General features: G+C 48.8%; 14 protein-coding genes and 1 pseudogene. 4 read left to right on the plus strand and 11 right to left on the minus strand.

Features of this window, described 5'->3' with window-relative positions; genetic code table 11:
* The 11 genes and pseudogenes from JMX98_RS12190 to JMX98_RS12240 form a co-directional block, all read right to left on the minus strand.
* Positions 1–259 (minus strand): annotated as a pseudogene (locus JMX98_RS12190) (RNA-guided endonuclease TnpB family protein); the annotation flags it as partial.
* A gap of 195 nt (positions 260–454) precedes the next feature.
* A complete protein-coding gene (locus tag JMX98_RS12195) occupies positions 455–1,963 on the minus strand; it encodes a GPI inositol-deacylase (protein WP_227680166.1) in 1,509 nt (502 codons plus the stop codon).
* A gap of 262 nt (positions 1,964–2,225) precedes the next feature.
* On the minus strand, positions 2,226–4,427 hold the full coding sequence (locus JMX98_RS12200) for a PhoX family protein (protein ID WP_201586950.1): 2,202 nt from the start codon (positions 4,425–4,427) through the stop codon (positions 2,226–2,228).
* 362 nt (positions 4,428–4,789) lie between these two features.
* Entirely contained in the window at positions 4,790–5,506 is a 717-nt protein-coding gene (locus JMX98_RS12205; RefSeq protein ID WP_201586952.1) for a fumarylacetoacetate hydrolase family protein, read from the minus strand.
* A gap of 60 nt (positions 5,507–5,566) precedes the next feature.
* Positions 5,567–6,292, minus strand: coding sequence for an ABC transporter permease (locus JMX98_RS12210; protein WP_201586954.1), 726 nt, complete (start codon positions 6,290–6,292; stop codon positions 5,567–5,569).
* 12 nt (positions 6,293–6,304) lie between these two features.
* On the minus strand, positions 6,305–7,039 hold the full coding sequence (locus JMX98_RS12215) for an ABC transporter permease (RefSeq protein WP_075101739.1): 735 nt from the start codon (positions 7,037–7,039) through the stop codon (positions 6,305–6,307).
* A 496-nt stretch (positions 7,040–7,535) separates the two neighbouring features.
* A complete protein-coding gene (locus JMX98_RS12220) occupies positions 7,536–8,444 on the minus strand; it encodes an ABC transporter substrate-binding protein (protein WP_201586956.1) in 909 nt (302 codons plus the stop codon).
* A gap of 101 nt (positions 8,445–8,545) precedes the next feature.
* Positions 8,546–9,481, minus strand: a complete 936-nt coding sequence (locus tag JMX98_RS12225; protein WP_105244774.1) for a transporter substrate-binding domain-containing protein — start codon at positions 9,479–9,481, stop codon at positions 8,546–8,548.
* Positions 9,482–9,587: 106 nt separating this feature from the next.
* The gene (locus JMX98_RS12230) at positions 9,588–10,388 is read right to left on the minus strand and encodes a transporter substrate-binding domain-containing protein (RefSeq protein WP_201586958.1); all 801 of its coding nucleotides are present in this window, start codon (positions 10,386–10,388) and stop codon (positions 9,588–9,590) included.
* A gap of 385 nt (positions 10,389–10,773) precedes the next feature.
* Positions 10,774–11,571 carry an ABC transporter ATP-binding protein gene (locus tag JMX98_RS12235; protein WP_105244772.1) on the minus strand — a complete coding sequence of 266 codons (798 nt, stop codon included), beginning with the start codon at positions 11,569–11,571 and terminating at the stop codon, positions 10,774–10,776.
* A gap of 322 nt (positions 11,572–11,893) precedes the next feature.
* Complete coding sequence (locus JMX98_RS12240) at positions 11,894–12,214, minus strand: hypothetical protein (RefSeq protein WP_201586960.1); 321 nt, start codon at positions 12,212–12,214, stop codon at positions 11,894–11,896.
* Positions 12,215–12,595: 381 nt separating this feature from the next.
* Here JMX98_RS12240 and JMX98_RS12245 point away from each other — a divergent pair, with 381 nt between their 5' ends.
* The 4 genes from JMX98_RS12245 to gltS all read left to right on the plus strand — a co-directional run bounded on the left by JMX98_RS12245 (position 12,596) and on the right by gltS (position 16,692).
* Positions 12,596–13,897: a glutamate-5-semialdehyde dehydrogenase gene (locus JMX98_RS12245; protein WP_201586961.1), complete on the plus strand. Its 1,302-nt coding sequence runs from the start codon at positions 12,596–12,598 to the stop codon at positions 13,895–13,897.
* A gap of 555 nt (positions 13,898–14,452) precedes the next feature.
* Positions 14,453–14,986 carry a ribonuclease domain-containing protein gene (locus JMX98_RS12250; RefSeq protein WP_201586962.1) on the plus strand — a complete coding sequence of 178 codons (534 nt, stop codon included), beginning with the start codon at positions 14,453–14,455 and terminating at the stop codon, positions 14,984–14,986.
* A gap of 1 nt (position 14,987) precedes the next feature.
* Positions 14,988–15,329: a barstar family protein gene (locus JMX98_RS12255; RefSeq protein ID WP_201586963.1), complete on the plus strand. Its 342-nt coding sequence runs from the start codon at positions 14,988–14,990 to the stop codon at positions 15,327–15,329.
* Positions 15,330–15,417: 88 nt separating this feature from the next.
* Positions 15,418–16,692 carry a sodium/glutamate symporter gene (gene gltS, locus JMX98_RS12260; protein WP_201586964.1) on the plus strand — a complete coding sequence of 425 codons (1,275 nt, stop codon included), beginning with the start codon at positions 15,418–15,420 and terminating at the stop codon, positions 16,690–16,692.
* Positions 16,693–17,007: the final 315 nt, after the last annotated feature.

Below are 17,007 nucleotides of genomic sequence, written 5' to 3' on the forward strand. Positions count from 1 at the left end.
GTTTAGCTTTTTTGAACTGTTTTCGGCTTTTGGAGTGAACCTCACTAATCGCTTGCAGGGTTTGGCTGTGCAAGTTTAAATACTCGCCACTGCCTTTGGTATAAGTAGCCAAGTCATAAGCTGAAAAAAATTGACCTGTGCGCTTAAGATGTTTAAAACTAAGCTCATTGACGTAATTCCAGACAAAGTTAACCGCCCCAGCCAAGATATTAAGCTGAGCAGTATGTTTGTCTTTGATGCGTAGTTTGAGCGTTTTCATGGAGTAATTATGATCTCAATACAGCTGGGTATCAAGGGGTTCGCCATACTGGGCGACAATGGCTGACGCCTGATATCTACGCCCTAGAAGAATGTGGTTTTACGGCGTTAGATGATAAAAAGCCCTCAACATAAAGTGTGAGGGCCTTTTTTTATGATGCTGTGCTTAGCAAAGGCAATCTAGCCTAACCTACCTTTATACCATCAATCCCAGACTTTTGGGATAAGAATATATCCGCGGCTGCTCGGTGTAGTCACTGCGGCCATTAGCTAACAGCCACGCCACTACTTGCTCGCGCACCCGTCTACTATGAATCAGATTCATATGACTGACGCCATAAAACAGTGCTTTATGCCCGTCAGGGACAAACAAAGCATGTTCGGCATCATCTTCTCCAAGCGCTGAGGCGACAGAGACCAGACCATCGCCCAGCAGGTGTGTCATCTTCGAGTCATAATGGGTCTCTACCAATGCACTGGCGACAAAATACGTTTTGATACCACTTGGCAAGCGCGCAGGATGCCGAAAGTCTTGCGGCAGCACACTACGGCCCTCCAGCGCCCGCCAGTCTGCATCGCGAATACTACCGTGACGCAGATCAATGATACCCGCGCTGCGCATCTCGCCCAACTTGGCAAGCGAGCCTGCAAACGGCAGCTTGGCGATGATATCCTGTACATGATGACCGATACGCTCTAGCACCGCGCCGTGGTGCGGTGAGCCGAGGGTGATGAGGTTGCCGGCCCGCTTGACCCAAGCCAGATGGTCTTGCTCGCCATAAAACAGCGCACTGCGAGCAACCAAGCCGCCCATACTGTGACCGACCAGATCGATCTGACTGATATTGGGATGCTGCTCGATCAAGTCTTGTAGTAGCTGGCACAGCTTACGGCCACTACGCGAGATACGCCGCCCCGTATTATAATCAAGGTACAGCACTGTCGCTTCAGGCTGACTGCGCGCGATGGCCTCCCCCAGATGATTGCCTTCTGCGGATTGCCAACTGAGATGACTCATACATAAGCCATGACATAAGATTACCACTCGCCCTGAGAGCGTCGCTAACTGCGTATCACCATTGCCATCATAGAGCTGCATCGGTATGGCAAGTGCGTTTTTATGATTGACCAGATGATCACCCATCACGCCGTTTAGCACATTGACCAGTTTTTTTAGGGTGTCGGGCAACGGCTGAGTGTTTTTTTGGCGCATCATGGTTTTGTAGATACGCAGCACCGCGGCCAGATTGTTGCCCACCAGTAGCATGACTTGGCGTATGGTGCCATATATACGCCCCGTGATACCCCGTTGCCAATTGTTAAGGTGGTTTTCATTAAACCGTCCCAAAGGGCGTAAAATCACCTCGCGGTGAATGGCTTCCACAATCTCTGTCACCTCCACCACGCCCATCGTCGCCAGCTGCGCAAGCCCTTCAAAAAAATCGGCATACAGCACAGGATGTGTCGTCACGGCATTGGCATCATCGGCTTGCAGTTTGATGATTTCGTCGATATCGATGGCGGCTAGCTGATCGATTTGCTCATACAGGTCGCTATGCCGCGCTACCGTGTGGTCTGTGGCGGCAGTTTCTAAGGCAAAATGCGCGGCCGGCTCATGACCTGCTTCATCTGAGCTATCAGGCCTCATGCTGTCTTTATAAATAATCTCTACACTGTCCATAGTGTTACTCGTTAGTGCGTTCATAAAATGGACACATTTGGTCAAAAGATATTTATATACTAGCCTGTAAACGCTTGCAATAGAAAAAAATGATGTAACCGGTAGCCACTTTACGATAAAACGTCGTGACATCTGCCGCTACTCACAAAAAAAAACCCCAAGCCAGCGCTTGCGGTTTTAGCTAACAATCAATATCCGTATCTGTAATCACCGTGCCGCCGCTTTACCATCGCAGCCGTTCACTATTTCAACCATTTCACTACCGTAGCCGAGTCATCCAAGCGCTCTAAGTAAATGATTCTGCCAATATGACATCGCCATCTTCGCGAGTAATCATCACAGTGGCCGAGCGCGGCGTACTACCTCCAGCCACCGCGCCCCATGTGTTGCCAGGATGCTGAATGTTGATAAATAACGTTTTAAAATCTGGCGTCATGGTGATGCCTGTCACCTCACAGCCTTCAGGGCCGACAAAGAAGCGTTTGATATTGTCGTTACTAGCCGGCATGCCAATGCGGGTTTTCTGGCCTGCTGACGTCGTGATGGTAGTACCATCGCTGACTTTGCCCGGTAATGCCGCAAGCAGCATACAGCTGGTAGTGTCGGTATACGCGCCATCATCGGTCTGAATCCATAACACACCACGTGGATCAAAATACAAACCATCAGGAGAAGACAGATCATTGCTAGCACTTAACTGCGATAAATTCTCTGCGGACAAGTTACTTGGTGCACCAAACAGATAGATATCCCACTCAAAACTGGTTGCGGCATGATCGCCGCCCGTCTCTGCCCAGCGAATGATATGACCGTTGTCATTACCACTTGGTTTGCCATTGACTTGATAGCTACGCGGGTTAGCAGCTGATAAAGGTTGGTCATCACGCACACCGCGATATTTATTGTTGGTCAATGTCACATAGACATCGCCCGTCATAGGACTGACCGATACCCACTCTGGTCGATCCATCTTGGTCGCACCCAAGGCATCGGCGGCAGCGCGCGCAAAGACCAACACCTCATCTTGCCCAGCAAAGGGCAGCTCAGCATTGCTCGCATCAAGTCCATTTTGTCCATGGACCAGTGGCCGCCACTCGCCGCGACCGTCTTCGTGAAACACCGCCACATACAGCGTGCCTTCATTTAGGTATTTGTCGCCAGCTTTTAGGCCACCGCCGATATCTGCATTGGACCATAATGCCTTTGAGACAAACTTATAAATATACTCGCCGCGCGCATCATCCCCCATATAAAACACCACAGGTTTACCTGACTCGACGGGCGCATACGCACAGTTTTCGTGTGCAAAACGACCGAGTGCCGTGCGTTTTTGCGGTGCTGAGTGCTGATCAAAAGGATCAATTTCGGTGATGTAGCCAAAGGTATTAAAGCCATTGCGATAATCCTCAGTAGCATCAGTGCCTGTCGCGGTCATATCCCAGCGGGCAAACTCATCAGCTATGATTTCATCTTTGGCATAAGGCGTATGCCACAGATACTCCCAGCCAGAGAAGTTTTCGCTGGCCCCATAGCGCTCACGCCCGTAGTTATGACTTGTGCTTAGCTGCTCGGCGTCTTGACCACGCGCAAATACGCCCAAGAAATTTTCTTCTGTCGTCAGATAGGTACCCCACGGCGACAGTCCTGCGCCGCAATTGTTGTTGATGCCGCGCGTCTGAAACCCTGTTGGATCAAACTTTGTCTTGACCAAATCAGAGCCTGCCACAGGACCCGTCAGCTGGGCGGGCGTACTGCTGGTGATACGGCGATTGTATTTTGAATCCTTGACCATCTCATAACCCACCCCATCAGCACGGCGCGTCATCTCAACGACAGCGACCCCGTGGCAGTTGACCTCGCGGCGCACATCACTGGCCAGACGACGGTTTTGATAAATGGGTGCCGCATTGTTATCCGAGATGACGTGATAACCAAATGGGCTAAGCTCGCTGCTATTGACATACTCATGGTTCATGACCAGCAGGCCATTTTTAGAGGCTTTGGCATCGTACGCATTGCTGTTTTTGCCAAAGAACCACATGCCATCATGGTTGTCGCCCATACGCCACTCAAACGACTCAGCGGACTGCTCACGGTTGTCCTTCCAATCGGCGATACCAGACATCAGCGGTGTCCCTAACGGCAATATCATCTCTGCCTGATAGCCTTCCGCCACACTCATGGTATCGGCTGTCGAATGCGCCACTGCAGTGAATTTTAGGGTATCGGGACGTTTGAGATCCCCTTGTGCTGGGATGGCGGCTTGGTCATCGTCGCTGGGCAGGCGAGATGGGCTGTCGTCATCGTCGTCACTACAGCCAACCAAAGGCAGCGCCCCAAAAAACGCCGCCGCCGTCAGCCCTGTACCGCCTTTTAAGATATGGCGACGATGCATACGGCGATTGATGATGGTTTGAAATTCGATATTATTGCTCGTGTTTGAGTCTTCTACGGCTTCATGAGCGAGCGGTTTGTTCAATAACGTCATGTTCAGTCACCTTGCTATTTGGCTAGAGTGGCGTAAAGGGTGGGTGGTGGCTTTAGCAAATCCACCACAACGATATAAGTTACGCTCAAGTCTACCGAGCATTTATGACAGTACGTTGACAATAACTGCTAAATCTATCACTCAGCGACCCACCAAAGGCTGCCAGATTGTTACAGAGATAAGCGTCAACCATGCTCATCAAATAGCTTCCTAAAACACTCTTATAAAAGCCATTGTCATAAAAACCACTCCCACAAAAGTCATTTTCATAAAAAACAGCGCCAATAAAAAAATCCCAAGCGGTCACTTGGGATTTTTTAGACAATCTTATTAGATAAAGTACGCACTAGCTAGGCAATATCCTAGTGTACTTCTGCCTGCCACTCATGCGCGCCAAGCTTTAGGGTCAGCGTATCACCAGCATGTAATACCCCAACACCACTTGGCGTACCGGTCATAATGACATCACCTGCCTGTAAGCTAAAGGCATGACTGATATTGACCAGCAGCTCATATACCGGAAACAGCATCAAAGCAGTATCGCCGTCTTGCTTGAGGCTATCATTGATATACAGCTGATAGGCGACATTGCGAAAGTCGCCAAACGCTTGGGGATCGAGCCAGTCAGCCAGCACACAAGCGCCATCGAAGCATTTGGCGCGCTCCCATGGATGGCCTTTTGCTTTTAGCTCAGACTGCAAATCGCGCAAAGTCAGGTCCAGCCCCACCGTCACCGCACCGATGGCTTGCGCTGCTTCCTCCATCGTCGCAGCAGATAAGTCCGTTGCCAGCTGGATACATAGCTCAGTTTCATAGTGCGTGTCGCCAAATACTGCCGGATCTGGACGGACCACGCCTTGGCGGATAGACACCACCGAAGAGGAGGGCTTCATAAACAGCATCGGCGAGGTAGGTACCTCATTGCCCAGCTCGCGAGCATGCGCGGCATAATTACGACCGACACAAACCACTTTACCAATCGGCGCACGCAAGCTTTGATTGGCATCGGTCATGCTCTCATCATTATTGGCATTGGCGGCGATGGCATTGACCAGCGACATATGGGGCGATTGACTCATACTCGGCTCTCATAGCAAGTTATTCACAAACATCAAAAGTGGCGATGCTGACTGATATCCTTAAGGGATGGTATTGGTCACCACATCGGGTGGTACATAGCTGGCATGGCGATTCATACGTTTTTCAAACATTCTAAAACTAAACAAGATCACCCACGTTAATAGGAGATAAATGACACCTGCTGCAAAAAACAGCTCCATCAAGGTATAGGTTCGCGCACTGATCGTCCGCGCCACCCCTGTGATGTCCATCAAAGCGATGGTCGAGGCCAGCGCACTACCTTTTAGCATAAAGATGACTTCATTACTATAAGCAGGAATGACGATACCAAAGGCGCGCGGCAGTGTCACGCGGGTCAACTTTTGCCATTTCGACATACCCAGCGCATCCGCAGCTTCTAGCTCGCCTACGGGAATGGCCTGAATCGCACCGCGAATGATCTCTGCCAAATACGCACTGGTATTCATAGTAAAGGCGATGATCGCACACCAGTAAGCTTGACTAAGCACCGGCTCCCATAAAAACGAGTCGCGCACCGCCTCAAACTGACCCAGACCATAATAAATCAAAAATATCTGTACCAGCAGCGGCGTACCACGGAAAAAGAAAATATATAAAAACGGTAATATCTGTACTGCCCAATTTTTTGATAGGCGTAGCAGTGCTAAAATCAGACCAAAAAACAATCCGATGATACCTGATACCACCACCAACTGTACGGTCAGCACCGCACCACCCATCAAATCAGGGATATGGTCAAAGATGACCTGCCAATTCCAATCCATAGTCTCTCTCCTCTACCCTATGGTCGATTGACGTTGTGTTGACTGACGGCTGATTTTTTTGGCGTAGCGCGCCGCTGGATTGGCACGCCACTCAAGCCACATCATAAAACCGGTAATCAACATGGTCAGACCCAAATAAATAATGGCCGCCGCCATATAAAACGTAAATGGCTGCTGTGTCGACTGCGCAGCCCGCGAGGACTGATACATGATGTCCTTAAGCCCCACAACCGAGACCAGCGCTGTGTCTTTGAGCAGTACCAAAAACAAATTGCCCAAACCTGGCAAGGCAATCTGCCACACTTGCGGCAAGGTGATACGATAAAAAGTCTGCAGCGGACGCATACCAATCGCTTGCGCGGCCTCGCGTTGCCCGACTGGAATCTCTTGAATCGACATGCGAAAAATTTCGGTCGCATAAGCACCAAAAGCAATCGAGAGCGCCATGACCCCGCCCCAAAACGCGCTAATCTCGATATAATCGTTATAGCCGAATTTTTTGAGGATGCTCATCAGCAGTATGGAGCCGCCATAATAAATAAACAGCACCAACAACAGCTCAGGTATGCCGCGCATCGTGGCAGTATAGACAGTCGCCAGCTTACGCAGCACCCAGATATTGGACATCTTTGCTGTCGCGCCGAGCAAGCCCAAAGCCATGCCGATGACTAGGCTAGTCAACGCAAGCTTTATGGTGACGGTAGCGCCGCTTAATAAAAGCGCGCCAAATCCTTGTAAATCAAACACAATTATCCACTCAGTCTCTTTATATTAGCAAGTTGCAAAATATGAGTTAAAAGAATCAGCATCAATAGCTGAGCGCGGCTGATAGTCGTATAAAAAACTGCATAGACGGGCGGTTTTTTGCGTCATAGAGTGACGTGATATTCATACGACTATGGCGACGGTAATTGACACAGTAGAAATGAGCGCTGATTTTATCATATTCGCTCGCCGCTATGTTAACACTAAGACGTAAAAGCGTTGCCTAAATAGACACTTATCAGGATAAATAGCAAACAAATCAGATAGATTTGATAAAAGTCGACCTTTCTGTGCAGCCATCACGCACCGGTCAGCCCAAAACAAAAAAGACATCGCCACTGGCAATCCAATGGCGATGTCTTTTTTGTTTTGGGCTGACTAATTAATAGCTAATGACCTTATAATGACCTTGTAAAGACAACCACGCCATAGAATATCTCAGCAGACCTGTGGTTTTACCAAGCATGTGGCGACAAGCTTACTGCGCTGCGTCATCTACTGCTGGCGTTGCCGCTGCACTGGTAGGCACGGCAAAGTATTTTTCATTGATTTTATCATAAATGCCATTGGCCTTGAGATTGGCCAGCGACTGATTGATTTTGGCTTGCAATGCTTCATCGTTAGGACGCACGGCAATCGCAAAGTTATCATTGATATCGATCTCCTCGCCTTTGAGTGCATAATTGCTGCCTGATGGCGAGCCGAGCCACTCTAGTGCTGGCAGTTTATCAGAGATCATGGCATCGACGCGATCTGAGCCCAAATCCAAAAAGGCATTACTCAAGGTATCATACAGCTTGATATCGGCCTTTGGATAGGCGTTCTCCAGCCACTGCGATGAGATGGTCGAGCGCTGAGCGGCGATAGAGTGCGCATTGATGTCGCTGCTATTGGTAGGATCAAAGCTGCTGTCCTTTTTGGCCAAAAACACCAGCGCATTACTAAAGTATGGCTCGGTAAATGCCACCTGCTTGGCGCGCTCAGGCGTGACCGACATCGCCGCGACGATGGCATCGTACTTACCCGCCTTGAGTCCTGGAATTATACCATCCCAGTCTTGCGCCATGATCTCACACGTCATCTGCATGTCAGCGCAGATGGCATTGGCAATATCGACATCAAACCCGCCAAGACTGCCATCAGCATTGGTATAGTTGAACGGCGCATAAGCACCTTCGGTACCGATACGCAGCACTTCACCTGTCGCAGCAGCGGCGGCTGTGTCTTGAGAGTCATCAGAGGCGGTTTCGTTTTGACCAGTACCACAACCGACCAACGTAACAAGCGCACTTATCGCGACAAACGGTGCTAAACAACGTCGCACGCTAATAGGGCTTTTGGCAGGTACAGTAGCGACGGCGCGGCGGTGGTCAAAACGATTATTCATGATCATCCTTGAGAGTTGTGATAAAAACAATACCCATCGCTACCCTACGCCAGTAGTCACAGAGATGACCCTATGCGCCCAAATAGCGATGAGCGGTAAGATTAGTTCGTTGCGGCTTCTGCTTGCTCTTGGTCAGCGATGACCGCATTGGCATCGACATCGCCATCATCAACGACCAGCACTTCTTCCACACCTTCTGTGGCGACGGCTTTTTGCGCAGCGGCGGTTGAGCTGGTGCCAAAATAGCTGCCCGTGATTTGATCGTAGGTGCCGTTGGCTTTTAGCTCAGACAAGGCTTTGTTAAACTTCGCTACTAGCGGATCGCCTTTACGAAAAGCAATACCCATCGCATCATCGTTGCTGCTGATCTCATTGCCTTTGACTTCGTAGTTTTGTCCAGCTTCTGTTTTTAGCCAGTCAATACCTGTCACTTTATCAGACATCATACCGCGCACGCGACCTGAGGTAAGGTCTAGATACGCGTTGTCTTGTGTGTCATAGAGTTTGATATCCGCATCGCTGTGCTCATCTTGTAGATACTGTGAGGCAACGGTTGAGCGCTGAGACGCAATCGGCTGGCCTTTGAGCGAATCGATAGCGAGGTCATCGCCTTTTTTACCGATCAAGATGATACCGCTATGGAAGTAAGGGTCACTAAAATCCACCACTTCTTTACGCTCAGGGGTGATGGACATACCCGCGATGGCGGCATCAAATTTTTGTGCATTGAGACCTGGGATCAAGCCATCCCAGTCTTGTGAGATGACTTCACATTCTGCTTTCATTTGCGCACATAAGGCATCGACCAGCTCAATCTCATAGCCGATCAGTTTGCCATCAGCATCGGTATAACTAAAAGGCTTGTAGCTCGATTCGGTAGCAATTTTGATGTTTAACGGGGCGTCTGCTGCATCTGCCTCGGCGCTGTCTGCTGGTGCCGAGCTATTGTTACAGCCTGCCAGCATTAGCATGGCCGCGCTTAGTGGCGCAAGCCAAAGGGCTTTTTTGCTCATAGAGCGAGTCATTGAAATTGTCATAGGGTTATTCCTTAATATATTTACCAGCCGTTTGTCACTCATGACTTATGGATTACTGTTTGTTTATAAGGCGGGTCAGTATTCGTTTTCTGACACGCCCGACAGCTTATTGACCAAAATTTATCTGCTCAAGACGCGCCAATTCACCGTTGCTACGGATTTCGCTCAGGGCTTTGTTAAAGTCTTCTTTGAGTGAGTCGCCTTTGCGCACGGCAATGGCAATATTATCGTCATTGTCAATTTCATCGCCTACAATACCAAAGCCTTCGGTATTGTCTGCCAGCCAAGATTTGGCTGATACTTTTTCGGCCAATACCGCATCGCTACGGCCTGATTTTAGGTCCAAATAAGCGTTGTCGTAGTTGTCGTACAACTGCACGGTGTTGCCGTCTTTGCCTTCGTAGTTATCTTGTAGATAAGCGCCAGGTGTGGTCGAGCGCTGACCACCAAGCGTGAGGTTTTTGATCGAGGTCGGATCAAAGCTACCATCGGTTTTGGTCAGCCAAACCATGGTATTGGCAAAGTATGGCTCGCTAAAGTCTACTTTTTCTTGACGCTCATCGGTGATAGACATACCTGCGATTACCGCATCGTATTTTTGTGCCAATAGACCTGGGATAATACCGTCCCATTCTTGAGCGACGATTTCACAATCCGCCTGCATTTGCTCGCATAGCGCATTGGCCACATCGATATCAAACCCGCCCAAGCTGCCATCGGCATTGGTATAGTTAAAAGGAGGATAAGCGCCCTCGGTAGCGATACGAATGGTCTTGCCATCGGTTTCTGCTGCCGGTGCGTCAGCATTGGTATCAGCAGCTTCATTGGCTGGTTGGCTACAAGCGCTCAGCATGAGCGCTGCAGTAACGGTCATCGACGACCACAATAGGCGAGAATTCGACATCATACGTTCCTTAAATTCTGATGAGTTTTTGATATAGGGTTCTGATATTTTGTTCTCTGACGTCCCTGCCAGACAAGCAATATAGATAGCAGAATAGATAGACAGACAGCCGTCATACACGGCCGCCTATAAACCTTCTGATAATACCTGAGTAAAATATCAAAAACAAACGTTTTACATACGGACTGTTATTGTTGGGTAATAAACCATCAATGTTAATGACCACATAGCCATGACTAAAAATCATGACCAAGCGTTAGATTTTATTATAGAGGTGATTTTCAGGCTTAGTTAATTAGTTAACTCGCTTTAGGACAGCAACGGCCGCGCTGTCCTAATTTTTTAATGCTATTTTAGTTTTGTAATACAGTACATAGCAGCCATGTGGCTAGTTTTGGCGGTGAGAGGACATAAAGTCCTTAACGCGCTCAGAGGTGGGATTGTCAAATACTTGCTCAGGCGTTCCGATTTCCTCAATGACGCCTTGGTGTAAAAACACCACCTTACTTGAGACTTCACGAGCAAAGCGCATTTCGTGAGTGACAATGAGCATGGTACGCCCTTCCTCTGCCAGCTCGCGCATCACCGCCAGCACCTCATTGACCAACTCAGGATCGAGCGCCGAGGTCGGCTCATCAAATAGCAGTACTTGCGGCTGCATGGCAAGCGCGCGGGCGATGGCGACACGCTGACGCTGACCACCAGAGAGATTGGCCGGATAGGCGTCTTTTTTGTCAAGCAGCCCTACTTTGTCGAGCAGTTTTTCGGCATCACTGATGGCTTGGTCTTTTTTGATTTTTAGGACCTGCGTCGGGCCTTCGATGATGTTTTGCAAAATGGTCTTGTGCGGCCACAAGTTAAAGTTTTGAAAGACAAAACCCACGCGCGCGCGCAAGCTTTCTAACTGCTTGATATCTGCCGCTTGTAGCTCGCCTGATTTGGCAGGCTTTAGCATCAGCTCTTCATCACCGATGAATATACGACCTTGATTGGGCTTCTCTAATAGGTTAATACAGCGCAGCAACGTAGATTTGCCTGAGCCGGACGAACCCAAAATCGAGATAACATCACCATCATAGGCGGTGAGCGACACCCCTTTTAGCACTGCTAATGAGCCGTAGCTTTTATGGATATCTTGTAAATCTAAGGCGATAGGCCGAGTCGGATTTTTTGCAGTATCAAGCATGGTTTAGCAGACTTCCAATAAATATGAGTGAAAACACGAATAAAAATGTGCCATTGTCTCTTATTCCGCAGCAAAAAGGCAAATGTTATCTATGTCAGGTACCTAGGCGTTTGGCCCGTGTACCACGTTGGCCGCCCTTTACCCACATAAAAAAAGCCCAGTCTGCATCGACAGCACTGGGCGCTATTTTATCACTTTAGCAAGCTTGGCGTGCTGTTATCTTATCGCCTTTGACGCCTACTTGTTTTGATGCCTACTTATCTGTAAAAAACATCAGGCACCACCTATCATCTAATCTAATTATCTTGTCTAGTCGGACCGATTAATAAGTCGAGATGTGCTCTGAGCTCTCTGTACCATCCAGCACTTCGGCATCGTCAGCAGTTGCCACCGCGACATCATCATTGTCACCTACCGCCATTGCGTCATCGACACTGGTATCAGCACTTGCCACTGCCACATCATCAGAAGACTCTGCAGTCGCAACACCCGTCGCCTCGGCCTCTACTGTGGTTTGTGCGTCGACAGCAGGCTCGGTCTCCATCGGCGCATCGTCTTTTTTGCCACAAGCGCTGAGTGTCAAGGCGGCCGCCACCAATCCAATAGTTAGCCAGTTTTTGTCCATTTTATAGAGCATAGCCATGTCATTCTTCCTCATTAATACAGAGTATATTGATTCATTTAACAGGAGCATGGGCGTTCGGCTGCCCCCTACTTGACCCTTCACTATACTAACGATGTCGTTTGACTACCTTAGTAGTTACAGCACAATTGTGTTAAAAACAGGTAACTGTCATGTAACCGCCCTTGACACACCGCTGAAAGTCGACAAATAGATGCGGTCAAGCGGGCGCTGTTCACAAAATCGTCTTTACTATCGACGCAATCTCCTCTATGTTAAATAGCACAATGCCATCTGAGCATTTAACCTTCTATATTTGTTAAACTTTTGCCTTGCTAGGCGCTTTTATTGTTTATGGCATTGACCGCCCTGTCAGACACTGATAACCATAAGGACATATTTATGACTCAAACCACTACCACAGACGTTACCGCTTATATGCAAACGGTTGGTAAGCAAGCGCGCGCCGCCTCACGTGCCCTCGCGGCAGCCAATACTGGCGATAAAAACGCGGCGCTGATGGCGATTCATGACGCACTAAAAAACGCCAAATCAGACATCTTGGCCGCCAACAAAATCGATATGGACAATGGTCAAAAAAACGACTTGGACACCGCGCTACTAGATCGTCTTGAGCTAAACGACGCGCGCTTCGATGGTATGTTACAAGGCCTAAAAGACGTGGCGGCCTTGCCTGACCCTATCGGTGAGGTCACTGACATGACCTACCGCCCCTCTGGTATTCATTTAGGCAAAATGCGCGTCCCCCTCGGTGTGGTCGGTATGATTTATGAGTCGCGCCCCAACGTCACCTTAGAAGCCGCCTCTTTGGCGCTAAAATCAGGTAACGCCATCATCTTGCGCGGTGGCTCTGAAGCTTTTGAGTCCAATCAAGCACTGGCCAAATGCATCCTACAAGGACTAAAAAAGGTCGGCCTATCCGAGCACAGCGTGCAGGTCTTACAAACGACGGATCGCGCGGCGGTCGGTGAGCTGATCACCATGACAGACTACGTCGATGTCATCGTACCTCGCGGCGGCAAAGGCTTGATCGAGCGCATCAGCCGCGATGCCAAAGTACCGGTCATCAAGCACTTAGATGGTAACTGCCATACCTTTATCGATAGCGATGCCGATGCCGAAACGGCGATTAAAGTCAGTGTCAATGCCAAGACCCACCGTTATGGCACCTGTAATACCATGGAGACACTATTGGTCGATGAGCATGTCGCAAGTGAGCTGTTACCAAAGATTGCTGAAGCCATCATAAAAGCGGATGACGCCATGCAACTGCGCCTTGATAATAAGGCACAAGCCATCTTAAATGACAATGCGACCTTGCAAGGTCATCTATCAGCAGCCACTAGCGAGGACTGGGATACCGAGTATCTGGCCCCTATCTTGGCGGTTAAGGTGGTATCTGGTATCGACGAGGCCATTGAACATATCAACACCCATGGCAGCCATCATACCGACGTTATCATCACCGACAACTACACCAAGTCGCAGCGCTTTATCCGTGAGGTTGATTCGGCCAGTGTGATGATCAATGCTTCTAGCCGTTTTGCCGATGGTTTTGAGTATGGCTTGGGTGCTGAGATTGGTATCTCAACCGACAAAATCCACGCGCGCGGCCCTGTAGGGCTCGAAGGTCTGACCTCACAAAAATGGATCGTCTATGGTCACGGCGAGACGCGCGCGTAACTTATCACATATTTATCGACCACTTATCAAAGGCGAATTGGACGCAAACCTATCATCCATCGCCTAACTTCACGTATAATCCACCAAAAACGTCAGCCAAGTTGCTGGCGTTTTTTGTTAAATTGCTGCTGTGTGGTGTTCAGCAGCCAGGGGTAGCAAACAAAAAATAACTTTTATCTATCTAGGGCGTGTCCTCATTTTAAAAATGGCGACAAAAATGAGATAAGTCGCCGTCAAACAAGGAAAATTAGCGCAGATAATATTGAGATATTCGTCAGCTATTTGACACCGTTTGGCCAGATTTAGCCATTTTTAGCCCAATTAGATGGCTATCGATTGAGTTGAGAACACGCCCTAGCAGACTCTTACCGCATTATTACCTTGATATCCGCCATGAGCAAGGTGTTGATTTTGAGCCGAGCTTACGATATAAAGCCACCCTTTGATAACGTTTTGCTCACGTCCATATCGGTTGTGGCGCAAACCATCATGCGATAGGCTTTGCTGAGATCAGCAATCATGTGATAAGTAGCCCCATCATGTGATGAGTAGTCAATGGCTTCCAACGACCTAAAGGACGATGCCCTTATGCAAAGCGGCAAGCAAAACAATAACAGCCCACGTGCCACGTTATTTGGTGTGTTGGCTCTGATTGTCGCGGCGATTTATTTTTTCGCTGATATAAATGCTGATATAAATACTGGGGCATTGGTCGATCACACTGAGGGTGCTGCGGTCGCCGAGTATCGCGATAGTGCCGAGCCTAATCCGAGTATCGACTCGGCTGCCCTATCGCGGCCAGCTAACAGCGCCAGCCCTATCACCGGTGACGCGCAAATAGATCATACCATCGCGCTGATTCGACAAGGCGGGCCGTTTCCTTATCCGCATAAAGACGGCTCGACTTTTTATAACCGTGAAGGCAGGCTACCGATACAGACACAAGGCTATTACCGTGAGTACACTGTGCCCACACCCGGCGTATCGCACCGCGGTGCTAGGCGTATCGTCACAGGCAGTCATCCGCCCACCATCTACTATCTGACCGTGGACCACTACGATAGCTTTCATAAATTGGAAGTAAAATAACATGAGCCAAGCCATTTATTATGTCAATCCTGACAGCGCCGAGCACGATAACGCGCTACAGCAGGCAACTGTCATCCCTATCGATGACGTACTCAACAAGCACACGTTGCTAAGCAGTCTGGCAGCAGTGTGCCACTTTCCCAGTTATTTTTCGTACAACTGGGACAGCGCTTGGGACTGCTTGACCGACAGTGATGTGACCAAGCTTGTGCTGGACTTGACGATGGTAACCAACATAACGACTAAAGACTTTACGATGTTTCAACGCATCATTGAGGACGCCTATAAAGAGTTTGGCAAGCCGCAACTGTGGGTCATAACACCGCCGACAGACTCCGCTTAACCAAAAATCATCACCAAACCTGAATTCGAGATAAAGCCATATTTATCCCGAATTCAGGTTAATTTATTTTTATAGAAAGGATTAACGTATGGAAATTACCTTAAACGGCTATTACACGCTGATACTGGCCACTTTAGTGCTGCTAATGGGGCGCTTTTTAGTCAAAAGGATTAAATTCTTAGAAGATTTTAATATTCCAGAACCAGTGGCTGGCGGCTTGGTCGCGGCAATCGTGGTCTATATTCTCAATACGGTGTGGGGCTATACCTTCAACTTTCATCAGGGGCTCCAAACTGCGACCATGCTGATGTTTTTTGCCTCCATCGGTCTCAGTGCTGATTTTAGTCGCCTAAAAGCTGGTGGCACGCCGCTGCTGATTTTTACGATCGTGGTGTCGGTGTTTATCGTGCTACAAGACATCGTGGGCGTCGCTATGGCCAGCGTGTTGGGACTCGACCCTCTGCTTGGGCTGGTGACAGGTTCCATCGCTCTGACGGGCGGACATGGCACCGCAGGCGCTTGGGGCATTACTTTAGAAGAAGACTATGGCGTGGTGGGTGCGACCACGCTTGGTATCGCAGTGGCCACTTATGGTCTGGTCGCAGGCGGTATCATCGGTGGCCCTGTGGCGCGCCGCCTGATTCGGCGGCTCGGTCTCAAGCCAACCCCTGCTAATCCCAACCCTAGTGATATCGAAAAAGTCGCTGGGGCGCAATCGCTATATAGCACCAAACATGATGAAGACACTGCCCATAGCAACAAAGAAATCTTTGAAAGACCTGACAGTATGCGTTTTATCACCGCCTCCTCGACCATTGAGACGTTGGCGCTATTTGCCGCCGCTTTGGCGTTTGCCGATGTGATGACGCTGCTGGCCGCCGACACTTGGTTTGAGCTACCTACCTTCGTTTGGGCGCTGGCAGGCGGTGTTATCATTCGTAATGTGCTCACCACTTTATTTAACTTCGATATGTTTGATCGCTCAATCGATGTGTTTGGTAACGCCTCTTTGAGCTTGTTTTTGGCCATGGCGCTACTGTCTCTCAAGCTATGGCAGCTGACTGATCTGGCAGGCCCTGTGCTGATCATCCTATTGATGCAGACCGCTATTATGATCATCTATGTTTACCTGATTACCTTTAAGGTCATGGGCAAAGACTATGATGCGGCGGTGTTATCAGCAGGGCACTGTGGGTTTGGTATGGGTGCGACGCCGACGGCGATTGCCAACATGCAGGCGGTCACTGATCGTTACTTGCCTTCGCCAAAAGCGTTTTTGATTGTGCCGATGGTTGGGGCGTTCTTTGTCGATATCGTCAACGCCACGATATTACAGATATTTATCAAACTGCCGTTTATGTAAGCTATTTAATCAAAAGTTAACCTGAACTGCGCTTCATAAGCCTCGATTATTTTTATAATCGGGGCTTTTTTGGGCGTTTAATATAAAAAAAGCAGAGCGCTAACGGTATCTAACCCTATCGTTACGCAACTTTTAATGACACAAAACCCATTAGCCGTTATCAATACCTTATAAAAATAACGAGGCATACTATAGTCTAATCCAAATAAAACCGATACAATCCTATTAACAATTGCATTTAATGAAATGAACCATGACTTATTCAATAGACTATCGCAAACAGGTACTTTTTAGCATCGCTGATGGTATGACCAT

Source organism: Psychrobacter sp. HII-4 (genome assembly GCF_904846595.1).
Lineage (GTDB): Bacteria > Pseudomonadota > Gammaproteobacteria > Pseudomonadales > Moraxellaceae > Psychrobacter > Psychrobacter celer.

What these genes read in the sequence shown, in the direction of transcription:
- JMX98_RS12255 (WP_201586963.1), top strand. Translation starts at nt 14,988, where the DNA reads ATGAGCCAAGCCATTTATTATGTCAATCCTGACAGCGCCGAGCACGAT.
- JMX98_RS12235 (WP_105244772.1), bottom strand. Translation starts at nt 11,571, where the DNA reads ATGCTTGATACTGCAAAAAATCCGACTCGGCCTATCGCCTTAGATTTA.
- JMX98_RS12225 (WP_105244774.1), bottom strand. Translation starts at nt 9,481, where the DNA reads ATGACAATTTCAATGACTCGCTCTATGAGCAAAAAAGCCCTTTGGCTT.
- JMX98_RS12205 (WP_201586952.1), bottom strand. Translation starts at nt 5,506, where the DNA reads ATGAGTCAATCGCCCCATATGTCGCTGGTCAATGCCATCGCCGCCAAT.
- JMX98_RS12195 (WP_227680166.1), bottom strand. Translation starts at nt 1,963, where the DNA reads ATGAACGCACTAACGAGTAACACTATGGACAGTGTAGAGATTATTTAT.
- JMX98_RS12250 (WP_201586962.1), top strand. Translation starts at nt 14,453, where the DNA reads ATGGCTTCCAACGACCTAAAGGACGATGCCCTTATGCAAAGCGGCAAG.
- gltS (WP_201586964.1), top strand. Translation starts at nt 15,418, where the DNA reads ATGGAAATTACCTTAAACGGCTATTACACGCTGATACTGGCCACTTTA.
- JMX98_RS12200 (WP_201586950.1), bottom strand. Translation starts at nt 4,427, where the DNA reads ATGACGTTATTGAACAAACCGCTCGCTCATGAAGCCGTAGAAGACTCA.
- JMX98_RS12230 (WP_201586958.1), bottom strand. Translation starts at nt 10,388, where the DNA reads ATGATGTCGAATTCTCGCCTATTGTGGTCGTCGATGACCGTTACTGCA.
- JMX98_RS12220 (WP_201586956.1), bottom strand. Translation starts at nt 8,444, where the DNA reads ATGAATAATCGTTTTGACCACCGCCGCGCCGTCGCTACTGTACCTGCC.
- JMX98_RS12210 (WP_201586954.1), bottom strand. Translation starts at nt 6,292, where the DNA reads ATGGATTGGAATTGGCAGGTCATCTTTGACCATATCCCTGATTTGATG.
- JMX98_RS12245 (WP_201586961.1), top strand. Translation starts at nt 12,596, where the DNA reads ATGACTCAAACCACTACCACAGACGTTACCGCTTATATGCAAACGGTT.
- JMX98_RS12240 (WP_201586960.1), bottom strand. Translation starts at nt 12,214, where the DNA reads ATGGCTATGCTCTATAAAATGGACAAAAACTGGCTAACTATTGGATTG.